At 51.7% G+C, this 14,613-nt stretch carries 10 protein-coding genes and 1 tRNA gene; 6 read left to right on the forward strand and 5 right to left on the reverse strand.

What is annotated here, in order from left to right; all coding sequences use genetic code 11:
* Positions 1-29: 29 nt before the first annotated feature.
* From IE117_RS12215 to IE117_RS12225, 3 genes are all read right to left on the reverse strand, one after another.
* The gene (locus IE117_RS12215) at positions 30-3,272 is read right to left on the reverse strand and encodes a TonB-dependent receptor (protein ID WP_229580786.1); all 3,243 of its coding nucleotides are present in this window, start codon (positions 3,270-3,272) and stop codon (positions 30-32) included.
* A gap of 336 nt (positions 3,273-3,608) precedes the next feature.
* Positions 3,609-4,982: a trigger factor gene (gene tig, locus IE117_RS12220; protein WP_189564692.1), complete on the reverse strand. Its 1,374-nt coding sequence runs from the start codon at positions 4,980-4,982 to the stop codon at positions 3,609-3,611.
* Positions 4,983-5,111: 129 nt separating this feature from the next.
* Positions 5,112-5,193: transfer RNA gene (locus tag IE117_RS12225), tRNA-Leu, on the reverse strand.
* A gap of 268 nt (positions 5,194-5,461) precedes the next feature.
* Between IE117_RS12225 and IE117_RS12230 the strand changes: the two genes are divergently transcribed.
* The 6 genes from IE117_RS12230 (at position 5,462) to IE117_RS12255 (ending at position 13,327) form a co-directional block, all read left to right on the forward strand.
* Entirely contained in the window at positions 5,462-7,732 is a 2,271-nt protein-coding gene (locus tag IE117_RS12230; RefSeq protein WP_189564693.1) for a RelA/SpoT family protein, read from the forward strand.
* A 49-nt stretch (positions 7,733-7,781) separates the two neighbouring features.
* The gene (locus IE117_RS12235) at positions 7,782-8,288 is read left to right on the forward strand and encodes a Fur family transcriptional regulator (protein ID WP_189564694.1); all 507 of its coding nucleotides are present in this window, start codon (positions 7,782-7,784) and stop codon (positions 8,286-8,288) included.
* A gap of 160 nt (positions 8,289-8,448) precedes the next feature.
* Positions 8,449-9,738, forward strand: a complete 1,290-nt coding sequence (locus tag IE117_RS12240; RefSeq protein ID WP_189564695.1) for an adenylosuccinate synthase — start codon at positions 8,449-8,451, stop codon at positions 9,736-9,738.
* Between the two features lie 59 nt (positions 9,739-9,797).
* Positions 9,798-10,469 (forward strand): hypothetical protein, encoded by a 672-nt coding sequence (locus IE117_RS12245; RefSeq protein WP_189564696.1) that lies wholly within the window; start codon positions 9,798-9,800, stop codon positions 10,467-10,469.
* Positions 10,470-10,582: 113 nt separating this feature from the next.
* Positions 10,583-11,908 (forward strand): hypothetical protein, encoded by a 1,326-nt coding sequence (locus IE117_RS12250; RefSeq protein WP_229580788.1) that lies wholly within the window; start codon positions 10,583-10,585, stop codon positions 11,906-11,908.
* Between the two features lie 42 nt (positions 11,909-11,950).
* Positions 11,951-13,327 (forward strand): hypothetical protein, encoded by a 1,377-nt coding sequence (locus IE117_RS12255; protein ID WP_189564697.1) that lies wholly within the window; start codon positions 11,951-11,953, stop codon positions 13,325-13,327.
* On the opposite strand, the gene IE117_RS12260 is transcribed toward IE117_RS12255, so the two are convergent.
* Positions 13,321-13,719, reverse strand: coding sequence for a gamma-glutamylcyclotransferase family protein (locus IE117_RS12260; protein ID WP_189564698.1), 399 nt, complete (start codon positions 13,717-13,719; stop codon positions 13,321-13,323). The genes IE117_RS12255 and IE117_RS12260 overlap by 7 nt on opposite strands.
* A complete protein-coding gene (locus IE117_RS12265) occupies positions 13,716-14,585 on the reverse strand; it encodes an alpha/beta hydrolase (RefSeq protein ID WP_229580790.1) in 870 nt (289 codons plus the stop codon). The genes IE117_RS12260 and IE117_RS12265 overlap by 4 nt, the downstream gene beginning before the upstream one ends.
* Positions 14,586-14,613: the final 28 nt, after the last annotated feature.

Consider the following 14,613-nt stretch of genomic DNA (forward strand, 5'->3'; position numbering starts at 1 on the left):
TTTTTAATGAATGGACTAGCTGGCTACTTCTAGTTGAAGATGTAGCGGATGCTGGCCTGAGCTCCCCAGGTTGTGGCAGCCGATGGAATATCCTGGAAGGTTGTAGTGGGCAGTGCGCCACTTGTTTCAGCCAGGCGGAAGACTGGCTGGCCATCTTTGAGTGAACGATATTGCAAAATAGCCGCGTTGTTGACAGTCGTGCGCTGCAGGACACCCCAGCTTGACTTCAACAGGTTGGGTACGTTAAGAATATCCAGACCGAATTGCAGCGTATTGCGCTTTCCGCCCACATTGAGATAAAAATCCTGCAGAACCCGGAAGTCGATGCGGTTGTACCATGGTAGCAATGCACCATTTCGCTCGGCGTATTTGCCTTTGTTCTTGCTCAGGTAAGGATCTTGATCGATGTACTTGAAGAATGCATCAGACTGCTGCTGTGCGGTGTACTTTACCGTTCTGTCAGCATTCAGGACGTCTTCGAACAGAATCTCGCTTGGGCCATTTGGAATATACAGCAGGTCGGAGTTGATTCCGTCGCCGTTCAGGTCACCATTGTTTATGTAAGAGAAGCGACCCTGGTTCTGTCCCTCGAAGAACAGCGAAAATGTCGTAGCTGCGTGGTTGAGGTAATCAACCTTGTAAGAAATGGCACCCACCACGCGGTGAGGTACACCGAAGTTTGAATAGGCCAGGGGAAGGTCGTTCAAACTACCTGCTGCTACATTACCCGACCAGGCCGAGGCAGCCTGCGAACCGGGGTTGCCCGTCAGGTCTTTCACGTTATTGAAAGTGTAGGCCAGGCTCGCGAAGAGGCCCTTGCTGAAACGTTTCTTGGCTTCTGCTGTCAACGAAAGACCACCTCCGCCGGAAGTGTTGTCAAGTACCATCGCTTCCGATACGGTTGGGATTACCCGGCGCGTAGCGCTGGTCCACAATGGCCGGTTATCGGCTCCTTTCAGCGTACTGACGGGATCGTTGTAGTTGATGTTCCGCTGATAAACCGTCACCAGATCCTTGGAATAGATGGCTTCGAGAGTCAAAGAAGCATTACCGGGCAACTTTTTATCAATAGCAAGGTTAGTGCGCCAAATCTGCGGCATTCTGAATCCGGGGTCAACTGAGGCCAGGCTGCTTGGAGCCGACTGGCCCGCATTCTGAGGAAGCTTATCCAGGTGAGCCGTAGGATCGGGATTGAAGGGGTACTTAACCAATTCTGCCGCCCGGGTTTCCTCGAAAGTATTCTGAATCACGCCGCTGTTGGTAGGCTGGTTGGTAAACCACACGAAAGGAATGCGTCCGTTGAATATGCCGGTTCCGCCACGCACCTGTATTCCCATGTCCGTATCTGAGTAGTTCATGCCGACGCGGGGAGAGAAAGCAGGCTTCGAAGTGGGCCACTGGCCCGTCGTGATTTTCTCGCCATTCTTGAACGTAAGCGCCGTAACGGCAGGGTTCTCGATAGGGTCGATCGGGTAGACGGGCATATCGACGCGCAGACCGGCAGTCAACTTCAATTTTGGGCTGACGCTGTATTCGTCCTGGATATAGGCTGAGGCCTGACCAAAGGTTAGGTCCGAGGCAGGCGCAGACACGCCCGGCTGTAGGCTATAAGTATAAGCGTAAGCCGTTGGTAGTTTGCTGGTCAGGAAATCGTCAACCGATTTGAAGCGGTAGTAGCTGGTGCCGTAGCGCAGGAAGCTGTTGGCAAAGTACATTTGCTCATAGGAAGCGCCACCCAGGATGGTGTGCTTGCCCGCGTAGTACGTGAAGTTGTCGATGATGTTGAAGACCGTATTCTTCACATTGTTGTTGTAGCTGAACAATTCGTAGCCCAGGCTGATATAGCTGTCTCCGTCTTTCCAGATATCGATAAATGGAAAATCAGAGCTTTTGGAGGTACGGGTATCTTCGATAAACGTGTAAGTAGCCAGGAACTGGTTCGAGAATCGGCCGCGGAAGGTAGAGTTCAATTCCGCTGCAACCGAACGAACGCTGTTCTGGAAACCATAGTTAGCATTTTCATAAGCGAGAGAATTCTGGCTTATACGGTTGGAAGAAGCTCGGGGGTTGGGAGCTGAAGTACCGTTTATAATGTTATCGTCCGTGTTTTTCACGTCCGAGTACCGGATGTTGAACTTGTGGTTGTTATTGATGTTCCAGTCGATGCGGCCCAGAATCTTAAAGTTCTGCTGCGTAAACTCATTGGCGTAGTTCTCATATGGTCCTGTTTCGTAGCCATATTGCGAGCGGGCGAAGTTGGAAACAGCTTCCAGATCAGCGGCGGTAGTGCGCGAAACGTTGGGGCCCGTTACGCCGGGACGCGATGCCACCCAGTTGAAACCGGGACGCACATTTTTTTCGTACTCGCCGTTGACGAATATGAAAAGCTTGTTCTTGATCAGGGGAGCGCCGATGCTTCCGCCAATGATGCGGTTATTGGTCTTCTGGGCTTCGGGCAGTTCCACATCGCCAACCTTGGTACCATTGTATTTTTCGTTGCGGAAATACGTGTAAGCGGTTCCTTTTACCTCGTTGGTACCACTCTTGGTCACTACGTTGATACCCGCACCCGTAAAGTTGGCCTGGCGTACGTCGTATGGGGCAATGTTCACCTGTACTTCCTCAATGGCATCAAGCGAAAGAGGCTGGGCGCTGCCACCGGGCAGGTTGCTCGAACTCAAACCGAAGTTGTTGTTGAAGTTAGCACCGTCGATCGTGATGTTGTTATAGCGTCCGTCACGGCCACCGAAACTGTTGCCGTTAGACTGGGGAGTAAGGCGGGTAAAGTCATTAAGGCTCCGGCTAATTGTTGGAAGGGCTTTAAGCTGCTCCGATGTGACCGTCGTGGCGGCACCCGTGCGCTCCGAGCTGAATACATCGCTGCGGTTGGAAAGTACCTGCACTTCCCGCAATTGCGTGCCTTCGTCAAGCATATTGAAGTTGACGTTTGCCGCTGTACCGAGGTTGGCAAAAATATCATTCTGTACTTGCTCAGAATAGCCAACATAGCTTACCGTTACTTTGTAGGGACCACCAACGCGTACCGACGGAATGGTATAGCGTCCTGATTCGTTGGTCACTGTTCCGTATTGCGAACCTGAAGGCAGGTGGGTGGCTACCACCGTAGCACCGGGCAGTCCTTCGTTTTTATCATCAGCCACCCGGCCTGTGATCGCCGAGGACGTTACCTGAGCCTGGGCACTCAGAAAAGTCAGCACCAGCGCCAGAAACGTCAGACCGACCGATTTGAAAAGTAAACCTTTCCTGTTCATTGGGAATTGGGATTTGGTTAGAGATGTTTGTTGCTTCACTTGTAAATGAGGTAGATGAATTCGGCCGCAAAATAAACCTAAATTTTCTTGCCAAACAACGACCCTTATCCTACTAAAATACTATACTGATTTTCGTAACACCTTGATTTATGGGAATAATGCAGAAATGGGTCTTAATACTACAATATTTTGCATGTTAAGAAATTGTTAAGACTTCTAAGGAGTTTCTAAGTTCTTTCAGATGAACTTTATAGAGGTTGCTTTGTTTGGCGGCACATAAAAAAAAGCCCTCCCGGCACATTGGCAGGGAGGGCTTCAAACAAAAATCGTCAACTATCAGGCTTCTTCCTCAACCTGTTCTTCCAGCACGCCACCATTGGCTTTTACAATTTTCTCAAACTCCTCCACATCGATCGTACGCTCTTCGGTAGCGACCTCGTTACGGATGGCGTCCAGTACTTTCAGGTCAAATACCTGGTTGAAAATGGTGGAGTAGTTATCCTTTTCCCGATCGGCCAGGTACCCGGAAGCCACGCGCTCGATCACCTCGTCCATGCTGTCGTCATTGCCATACATGCCAAACTGCCCGCGCATCATGTTTTTGGTGTATTCCATGATTTCGGGGTACTCGACTTTGATGTCGGTCTGCTCGGCAATACGGTTTTTGATCAGGCTCAGCTTCATCGATTTCTCGAAATCCTCGAATTGCTCCTCGATTTGCTGACGGGTGAACTTACCTTCGTTAGTGCGCTCGAGCCAATCTTTCAGAAAATCGGCAGGCAGATCGATTTTGATTTCGTCCAGCAGCGCTTTTTCAAGATCGCGACGCAACAGCGTTTCGGTTTCCCGGGCGTAGTTCTCCTCGATGATCTTGGCTACCTCGGCGCGAAAATCTTCTTCGTTTTCCACCTTTCCTGGTCCCAGTACTTTATCGAAAAATTCCTGATTCAGCTCAGCGGGGGCCGTGCGGGTGATGTCGTTCACCACAAAGGTGAATTCGCCCGCGAGTTCGCCCACGTTCTCTTTCTTTTTACCCGTTACGTGCGCAATCGCCGCCTCGTCCTCGAAAGTACCCTGAATATCAAACACGATGGTGTCGTCTTTCTTGGCACCCAGGAACTTGGCTTGCTGATCTTCCTTAACACGCTTGGTCGGGATGGCAGTATTGGTCGTGAACTCCGATGACTCCTGCTTCAACTCGCCGAAAAGCGTGTCTCCCAATTCGGAGGTTTCAGGATTGATCGGGTCGGAAAAGCGGTCGCGAAGCTTGTCGATGGACTCTTGCACCTCCTTTTCGTCGGCCGTGATGGTGTAGTGAGGCACAGCGGCAATCTCCGACAGGTCTACTTCGAAGTCAGTCGCTACACCCAGATCGTATACAAATTCAAAATCGGTCTGCGTGTCCCAGTCGATGGCCTCGGCCTGCTCGCGGTTGGGCAGCGGGTCTCCAACGATCTGAATCTTATTGTCACGGATATAGTCCGTCACAGCATGGCTGAGCATGTGGTTGATTTCGTCCACTTTGATGCTCTTGCCGTACATCCGCGTAATGACGTGCGGGGGTACTTTGCCGGGCCGGAAACCTTTCAGGCTGGCCTTTTTGGCATAATCCTTAATTGACTTATCAACTTTTGCCTGGTAATCTTCCTTCGTAAGCTTTACCGTCAGTGAAGCCAGGGTAGGGGAACTCTTTTCTAATTGAACATCCATTGCTTAATGAGTGATTAGGTGAGTGGTGAATGAGTGAATAAAATCAGGTTGAAGAGTATTTATTCACTCATTCACGATTCACTAATTCAAAATTGAAAAAAGCCCCTTTTCCGGGGCTTTTTTCGATCGTACGGGCGGAGGGACTCGAACCCCCACGCCTTGCGGCACTAGATCCTAAGTCTAGCACGTCTACCAATTTCGCCACGCCCGCGTATTTGCCAAATGCCTTTTCTTATGCAAGACTACTGATTTTGGGAGTGCAAAGGTAATAAGGTATGCCGAATTTTTATTTATTTATAAAAAGATTTTAAGTGATTTTTTTGAATAAATGGTAGCATGCCGAACTTAATGTGCTAAGGAATAGGTAGTTGGTAGTTTTGTGGCCCCATCCCCCCACAACATAATGATTTCTGCGAAGTTGAAATTATACACTTTATCGCCTAATTTGGTGTAGCCTTACCGAAAATTAATCCGACACCGTGGAAACCATTGCCATCGACTTAGAGCAGGAGCGCAAGGACATCCTGAAAAAATACCGCAAGCTGCTCAAAACCGCCAAGCCTTTTCTTAAAGACAACGACGCCAAATTGATTAAAAAGGCGTTCAACACTTCAATGGAGGCCCACAAGGACATGCGGCGGCGATCGGGCGAGCCGTACATCTACCACCCGCTGGCCGTGGCGCAGATCGTCGTGGAGGAAATCGGGCTGGGCACTACGGCCATTGTAGCGGCTTTGCTGCATGACGTGGTAGAGGATACCGAGATGACCATCGATGATATTAGCCGACTCTTTGGTATAAAAGTAGCCAAGATTATCGATGGGTTAACCAAGATTTCGGGCAAGTTTGAGTACGGGAGTTCGCAGCAGGCCGAAAACTTCCGGAAAATGCTGCTCACCCTTTCCGACGACGTGCGCGTGATCCTGGTCAAGCTTACCGACCGCCTGCACAACATGCGGACGCTGGATAGTATGCCGCGCGACAAGCAGTTGAAAATCGCTTCCGAAACGATTTTTATCTACGCGCCGCTGGCGCACCGCCTCGGGCTGTACGCTATCAAGTCGGAATTGGAGGACCTGTACCTGAAATATGCCGAACCGGAAGCCTACCGTGCCGTTTCGCGCAAGCTCCGCGAAACCAAAACGGCCCGTGACCGCTTTATCGCCCGCTTCACTGATCCTATCGAGGACGACCTGCAGGCGGCAGGCTTAAAGTACATTATCAAGGGGCGTCCCAAATCGATCTATTCGATTTGGAACAAAATGCGCAAGCAGAACAAGCCTTTTGAGGAGATTTACGACCTGTTTGCTATCCGCATCCTTTTGGATGCTCCGCCAGAATTCGACCGGGAAAAAGCACTTTGCTGGCAGGCGTACTCCATTGTCACGGACCACTACAAGCCTAATCCCGACCGCCTGAAAGATTTCCTCAGCACGCCCCGCGCCAACGGGTACCAGTCGCTGCACTCGACCGTCATGAGCAAAACCGGGCAGTGGGTGGAAGTGCAGATCCGCACCAAGCGCATGGACGAAATCGCCGAAAAAGGCTACGCGGCGCACTGGAAGTATAAAGGCAACGATACCAAAGTGCGCGGCAATATCGAGGACTGGATCAACCGCGTGCGCGAAACCCTGGAAGACGGCACGGGCGACCGCACCGCTGCCATTGAGTTTCTGGACGAGTTTCGCAGCAATCTTTTCACGGAAGAGGTATTTGCCTTTACGCCGAAAGGAGAACTCAAAGTGCTGCAGCAAGGAGCTACGGCCCTGGATTTTGCCTTCGATATCCACTCCGAGGTAGGGGCGCACTGCATGGCCGCAAAGGTGGGCGGGACATTGGCGCCGATCAGCTATGTGCTGAAAAACGGCGATCAGGTCGAGATCATAACCTCGAACAAACAGAAGCCGAACGAAGATTGGCTGCGCATCGTGGTTACGTCCAAAGCACGGGCGCGGATCAAAGACTTTCTGAAAGAAGAAAGCCGCCGCTACGAAACCGACGGCAAGAAAATGGTTGAGAAAAAGCTCAAAACGCTGGGGCTGGAAGTTTCGCCCGAAACCTTCAACCAGCTGCGCGCTTTCTTCGAATGCAAAACGCCGACTGATTTCTTTTACCGCATCGGCAAGGGGTACATTCAGGTGGATGAGCTCAAAAAGTTTAGAAAATACAAGGAGAGCAAAGAGAATAAAGAGCGGAAAGAGAAGGTCAACGGCGAGGAAACCCCCGACGGCAAAGCAGTGGTAAAGGTGCTGAAAAGCATCCACGGCGAGCGCACCGACAACGATACGCTGCTCATCGGGGAAGACATGGACAAGATCGATTACAAGCTCTCGCCCTGCTGCAACCCCATATCGGGCGACGATGTTTTTGGTTTCGTGACTATCAACGAGGGTATCAAAATCCACCGTACTACCTGCCCCAACGCCGCCGAGCTGATGTCCAAACACGGCAACCGGATATTGAAAGCCAAGTGGAAGTCGCAAAAGGAAGAGGCGTTTCTGGCCGGGTTGCGAATCACGGGTACCGATCGTGTGGGGCTTATCAACGACGTGACGCGAATCATTTCCAGTGACTTGCATATCAATATGCGTGGGCTGACCATAGATACCGAGGACGGCGTTTTCGAGGGCGACATCAAGCTGTATGTCCACGACACGAGCCATCTCGACATGCTTATTAATAAACTGGAGCGCGTGGACGGAGTTTTCAAAGTCCTGCGTTTTGATACCAACCTGAATACAGTTTCGTAAAGCGGCCGCTGTGATTTGCGCCCAAAAAAAACGATATTTGCACCTTATTATGTCAAACAACGCCAAGGACAATTTGGAGGCCGCACGAAAAATCCTGACGGCTTACCTTGAAAACAAGGGTCTGCGCAAAACGCCTGAGCGTTTTGCGATACTGGAAGAAATCTACACCCGCAGTGATCACTTCGATGTCGACGAGCTGTACATCAGCATGAAAAACAAGAAGTACCGGGTAAGCCGCGCCACGGTCTATAATACCCTGGACGTGCTGGTGGACTGTGATCTGGTTACCAAACACCAGTTTGGCAAGAACCTGGCGCAGTATGAAAAATCCTACGGTTTCAAGCAACACGACCACCTGATCTGTACCGATTGCCATAAGGTGATGGAATTTTGTGATCCCCGAATCCAGTCTATCCAGAATATGGTGGGGGAGATGCTGCACTTCAAAGTGGACCACCACTCGCTGATTTTTTACGGCGGCTGCACTCGCTCGAACTGCGAAAACAGAAGCAACCTTTCCAAAGAAGAAATCTTTGGGCCGGGTACCAATAATTGAATTAACTTTGTCTGCCCGCTTTGACCCGTGAGTTCCGGTCGGAGCGGGCTTTTTTTATTTTAATGGAGATTGGATGTGGGGCACCAGGCGTGCCGAAGTCCAAAATCCAAGGTCCAAAGTCCAACCGCACCGGCGGACCGGTCCAACATCTATTTGACAAATGAAAGTTGACGTACTACTAGGCCTCCAATGGGGCGACGAAGGAAAAGGAAAAATTGTGGACGTGCTGGCGCCGCAGTATCAGGTGGTGGCCCGTTTTCAGGGTGGCCCAAATGCCGGCCATACCCTCGAATTCGATGGCATCAAACACGTGCTGCACCAGATTCCGTCCGGCATATTCCGTGCTGACATTCAAAATGTGATCGGCAACGGCGTGGTGCTCGATCCCATCGTTTTCCGTCGTGAAATCGAGGGGTTGCAGAAGTTCAATCTCGACTTGAAAGGGAATCTTTTCATCTCTAAAAAAGCTTCCCTCATCCTTCCCACGCACAGCCTGCTCGACGCCGCCTACGAAAAATCAAAGGGCGACGACAAGATCGGCTCCACTCTCCGCGGTATCGGCCCGACCTATCAGGACAAGATCGCTCGCCTCGGTCTGCGGGTGGGGGACATCGTCGGTGGACAATTCAAGGCTAAGTACCAAAAGCTGGTGGATGCCCACAAGACCATTCTCGATTTCTATCATTTCGATTACCAAGAGACGCTAAGTGCCGCCGAGGAAAAGTTTTTTGCCGCCGTTGATTTCATGCAGCAATTCCAGCTTGTGGACAGCGAGTACTTTATCAACGATTCCCTGTCCAGCGAAAAATCCGTACTTGCCGAAGGCGCTCAGGGCTCTCTGCTTGATATTGATTTCGGCTCTTATCCTTTCGTGACGAGTTCAAGTACCATGACCGCCGGGGCCTGCACGGGACTGGGCGTGTCGCCCCACGCCATTGGCGAGGTGTACGGTATTTTCAAAGCCTATTGCACCCGCGTCGGCAGCGGCCCGTTCCCAACCGAACTACTGGAAGAAACGGGCGAAAAAATGCGGAAAGAAGGCAATGAGTTTGGCTCCACCACGGGCCGTCCGCGCCGCTGCGGCTGGCTGGACCTGCCCGCCCTGAAATACGCCATCATGCTCAACGGAGTGACTCAGCTCGTGATGATGAAGGTGGATGTCCTCAATGTTTTTGACACGATCCGCATCTGCACGCACTACCGCCTGGCCGATGGGACCACGACCGATCACCTGCCCTACGACCTCTGCACCGAGGACGTGCAACCCGTATATCAGGATTTCAAAGGTTGGGAGCAATCACTGGATGGCATTGCCGTCTTTGAAGATATGCCCCCCGCGCTGACAGCCTATGTGAATTTTCTGGAAAAAGAACTGAAACTACCCATCACTTTCGTTTCCACCGGACCGGACCGCGAAGCGCTGATTCACCGGGAAGCGGTATTGAATTAATGGGTAGTTACTGGTGAGATTCGTTGATTTGGGACGCGAATGTTAATTGTTTTTGATCAATGGAGAATTCGGCTGCTTTTTACCAAACCTTTTTTCAGCATGAAACCCTGTTTCGGGTAGACGAGCCCGTTTTGGTAGGAAAAGCGGAAGAAAAAAAGGCGGGATTAGCGGATGAGTCTGCTACTCAGGAGCAAGAAACCGCGATTCCAGCAACGGAAAAGCATGGTGAGGTCAAAGCAGTGAAACCAATGGCCGAGGCAGTCAGCACCGCGATTGCCCGCCCGGCGGCTCCCTCGTTGCCAGAAGTACCTGCTGCCCCCGAACCGCCCAAGCCAGCAGCTGCGCCTACTTTTCCTGCTTTGCAGCATCGAATTTTGGTTTTGGTGGATGAAAAAAGCCAGGAAGAATTGCTGCCTGCCGACGCCCTCCTTCTGGAAAATATCCTGAAAGCCACCGGGCACGATATCGGCGAAACAGACATTCTGAATTTCAGTACCATTGCCCAGGCCGACGCCCGTACGGTGCTGGCGCAGAAAAGTACCAATTACTTTATCAGTTTCGGGGTACCCTTAATCAAACTAAAACTCGACTTGCTCCTGCCGCCCTACATGCCCAAAAAAATTGAGGGAATCTGGTTCCTGCTGGCCGAGCCGCTATCGGTCATAGAGCCGGACAAAGCCCGGAAAAAGCGACTGTGGCTGGCGCTGAAACAGATGTTTGCCGTGGCTTAAAACCACTTTCCTGCGCTCTAAAATTTCACCGACCATCACAATATTGTCGATTATCCGGCTGTTTTGGTAAATACTTGCGGGAAATTAATTTTTGACAATCATTCCATTGAATCATGGCCAGTGTGTGGGAGCGTTTTTCGGATTATGTAAAACGCCCCAAGGGCGATGACCTGGATTATTATAAAGATAGTCCATTGCCGGACAACGATACCGGGCCGTCGTTTCGCTCTGATTCCCGACCAGTTATGAATGACCCCACCCGCCCCGACTCTTCACCCGCTTATCGGATTCCCGCCGAGGTGGAAGCTTCGCAGTACCGCAACCTCCTTTCCGAAAGTCAGCCTGTGGCGCGCAGTCGTGATGAAAAAGTACCCTCCTTTGTGAACGAGCAAAATAAAGATGAATTCACTTCGTCACCAGAGTCGGAAGGTACGACGGCCGCCGAAGCGAACAACACCGGAGTATACCGGATGCAATTGCCCGCAGTTGATACTTTTTCCAGAGATTCCCCGGCAAGTTCGGAACTGAGTATTCCTTATTGGCTGGAAGACGAAGACACGCTCCGCGACGAAGGCGTACTTTTCGGCTTGTCTCAATCTGATCCCACCGAGAAGACGGATATCATCTACAACTACTTCCAGCATCTGGCTGCTGACCATGTGCGCAATGTGGAGCAGCAAAACGAGCGTGTGCAGGAGTTGAACCTTTTCATTGGCCAGAAAGAGAATCGCATTCAGGAGCTGCAGGCAAAGCTGCGGGGCCTCGACCAAGCGCAGCCGGAAGGCGAGCATCAGCTGCCACGCACTTTGGTAGGGTTGGTACTTTCCATCGCCATGTGCGTGGGCAATTATTATTTAATTGAAGAAACGCTGCGCCCTGCTTTCGCCAGCAGTTCGTTTGTGGCTCTGGGTATTTTCCTGGCCGGAATGTTCAACCTGTTTGGACGCATTTCCCTTTTCCATGACACCGAGAGCAGCGTTTCGTGGCGGCGTTTGCTGGAAGAAGTAGGTATGCCGCTGGCGGCGGCCTTGTTCGTCTTTGCGCAGGCCTGGCAGACCCAAAGCTGGTGGCAGGCTGCGGCTTTGTTCGTTTTCGTATTTTTTCTCTTTCTGTTCGCCGGAAAATTATTCCTCAGCAACATTACCGTCCTGCGCAATGACCTTCGCCTGTGGCTAACAACGGTACGGGGGCGTCGCGAAGCCATCGCGCACAACCACGATTGGCAAGCCGAAATCACGCAACTCAATCACGAAATTGATGAATTGCGGGTAAAAAAATGGCAGGTTCTTCGTGAGCAAAGTAATTCAGAGAGCGAGCGCGACCGGCTTTCTGCCCGCCGTGACATGCTTATCAAACTTTTCGAAAGTGAATTCTACCTGGCCCGGAAAATGAAAGGACAACTCTCGGAGCGGCAGCTGCGGGAAATTCGGGGCAGTTAGCCTATAATCTTCACTTTCAACTATCCACTTTCAATTTATAAAATGGAAGAGCAGAATCCAGACTACCAGCACGGATATACCAGCGGCATCGAAAACTTGGGTCGCGAAGCGTACGAAGGGTACCTGTCAAGCCAGGTGAGCCACGAGTGGGTAGTGGAGCGGCTGGACGAGAAGAAAAAAGAGTTGGGTATGCTGGAAGTGACCAGCCAGGTGACGCGGACTAAACAAAAAGAAGCCTTCGACCGTCTGCAAACGCATCTGCTGGGCCTGAACGATGCTTCCAAGCGCGCGAAGGAAGTACAGGATCGGGTGAACGAGACCGAACAGGAAACGGCAGAACTGAAAGAGAAGCGCACCAATGCGGCCACGCATTACTCGCTGTTGGCCGGCTTTATTTTTCTCGCTGCGGGTCTGTCGTTTCTCTTCGGCGATCTCATCATCTCCCACGAAATTGTAGCCTACGCGCTCAACATCCGCAACTCCAACGAAGCCTGGGCATTTGCCGTGGGCCTGGCGATGGTTTCCATTCTGCTGAAACCCGCTTACGATCGTCTGATCGAAGGCCCTTATCAAACCGATGACTCGCCCCGTATTCAAAAGCGTTACGGGCGTTTCAAGGTAGCATTGTCCATCTTTGCCGTAGGTACTTTGCTGGTGCTGGGCTGGTTCCGCTACGAGGCCTACCGCACCGACAAACTGAAAGAGGCGATCAACAAGTCGATCAAGAATATTCAGCTCAATGCCGTGGACCCACTGACGGGCGCTCCGATCAATAGCCCCGAATTGACCAATAAGATTGAAGCCGCCCTGCGCGACTCCGACAATCTGAGCCTGACGCTAGTCAACAGCCCCTGGGCGTTGCTGTCCTTCGTACTGAGTGGCGTGTTGTTCGCGATCGCCGGGGCGGTGTCGTTAGGCATGGCGATTCCGGTTTTGCAGAGTTTCTGGTACCGCTGGCTGCAGATCGACCCGCGCCTATGGCGGTTGCGTCGCCGCCGCAAGAAGCTGGTAAAGGAACTCACTACTTTGGAAAAGGTACTTTCCCAGCAGATCGTTCAGAAGAATATCATGGAAAATGACCTGGCGGTATTGCCCGTTGCGGATGATTTGCAACAACAGGAAAAGAAATTGCGCAAGGAAATAGAAGACCTGGAAGAAGAACGCAAATTGGCCCTGATCGACAGCCGTACCCAAGCCTACAACGATGGTCACGCCCGCGGCGAGGTAGCCCGCCACATTATGAGTGAAGAAGAATACGAGCAATGGCGGACCCGGCATCTCACTGCTTCAAATCTCGCGTTGCGAGCCAAATCTACCACCTCCGACCGTGCCGTGCCCCGCACCCGTAGCGCCGGTATGCGTCCTCACCAGGCCATCCGTAAGGCAATCACGGATCGGTTCGACGAAGAAAATCAGTGAAACTTCCCGCCTTCGATGACGGGCAAATGCCCGATCGGCTGATTGTACAAGTACGTCCAACAGACCAATTGCTGGCCGTCAGTTAAGTTTACGGGTACTTCCCGCCGGAGGTATAGGCTGGCCGCTTCGTCGACCAGCACGTCTTCGTATTCATCCAGTTCAGGAATGAGTTTTTCAAAATCGAAAAGCCGGTACACTTCTCCCCAAACGAGCGATTGCTCGTCCGGCAAGTACAAAGCACCGGGGTACCAATCCACCCGGTAGAGCTTCCCGGTGAAGTGTCCTTTCCCTACAAATTCACTTCCGGCCCGTAATGTTTGGGAGAAGGGATTTTCGTGGCCCCTCATCAGGGTACCATACACGAACAAATATCGGTTTCCATCGTCATTCATTCCTGCTCCTTTTCTCCTCGCTCAACAAATTTCACAATCTCCGGAAAATGCCTGTTCCAGGGAAAGAAAAACTGCACGATCATCGGCACGTGCTTCTTGCCTTCGAGTACCTTATAGCGTGGATTGGGAACGAATTTCCGGTAATCGGCCATGAAAGCCTCGGTACTTTTCTCGATGGACTCGTAGGTTTCACCACCCCGGTAGATCAGCATCGGCGGCATATTTTCCCGTAGAAAGTACCTCGGCGATGCCTTTTTCCAAACCTTGGGGTCGTTGGTGAACGTCTTGATATAGGTATTGTCGGTGTCGTACTTCTTCTCCAATAGGTAGTTGTACATATCCAGCCCGGCGGCGTCGATAAGTACCAGTCCTGCTGCCGGATTTTTCATGGAAAGCGCCTTGAAGTACCCATCATCCAGCCCAATGAGTGCGGCCAGATGCCCGCCCGCCGAGTGACCCGACAAATACAATCGGCTTGTATCACCACCGTACTTTCCGATGTTCTCCACCGTCCACTGCACCGCTTTGGCCGAAGCTTTGGCCATATCGTCGTAGTTCGCCGCCGGACTTAGCGGATAGTCGATGATGACCGTGACGATGCCTTTCCGGGCAAAATTGCGTCCCATCGGCCAGTACTGGGATTTTTTACCCGAATTCCAGTTGCCACCGTGGATAAAAACCAGCACGGGACGCGGCGATTTGACCTTGCGGGGCGCGTATACGTCGAGTTGCTGTTCGGGCAAGTTTTTAGTGGCGCTTTGATAGGTGAGGTCAGCGGTTTTCCTGACGGCGCAGCTTGTGATCGAGAAAGCCCAGCAAGTCAGGGCCGCGAAGCGAAAGAGGAGGGTAGTTAGTTTGTTGATCAAAGGTTGGTGGATTTGTAGTGTAGTGGAT

The sequence above is a fragment of the Persicitalea jodogahamensis genome, from assembly GCF_014651615.1.
GTDB classification, from domain to species: Bacteria; Bacteroidota; Bacteroidia; order Cytophagales; family Spirosomataceae; genus Persicitalea; species Persicitalea jodogahamensis.

Excerpts from the sequence above, each read along its gene's own strand:
- IE117_RS12215 (WP_229580786.1), bottom strand. The coding sequence starts at position 3,272 with ATGAACAGGAAAGGTTTACTTTTCAAATCGGTCGGTCTGACGTTTCTG.
- tig (WP_189564692.1), bottom strand. The coding sequence starts at position 4,982 with ATGGATGTTCAATTAGAAAAGAGTTCCCCTACCCTGGCTTCACTGACG.
- IE117_RS12235 (WP_189564694.1), top strand. The coding sequence starts at position 7,782 with ATGTCAAACAACGCCAAGGACAATTTGGAGGCCGCACGAAAAATCCTG.
- IE117_RS12240 (WP_189564695.1), top strand. The coding sequence starts at position 8,449 with ATGAAAGTTGACGTACTACTAGGCCTCCAATGGGGCGACGAAGGAAAA.
- IE117_RS12245 (WP_189564696.1), top strand. The coding sequence starts at position 9,798 with ATGGAGAATTCGGCTGCTTTTTACCAAACCTTTTTTCAGCATGAAACC.
- IE117_RS12250 (WP_229580788.1), top strand. The coding sequence starts at position 10,583 with ATGGCCAGTGTGTGGGAGCGTTTTTCGGATTATGTAAAACGCCCCAAG.
- IE117_RS12255 (WP_189564697.1), top strand. The coding sequence starts at position 11,951 with ATGGAAGAGCAGAATCCAGACTACCAGCACGGATATACCAGCGGCATC.
- IE117_RS12260 (WP_189564698.1), bottom strand. The coding sequence starts at position 13,719 with ATGAATGACGATGGAAACCGATATTTGTTCGTGTATGGTACCCTGATG.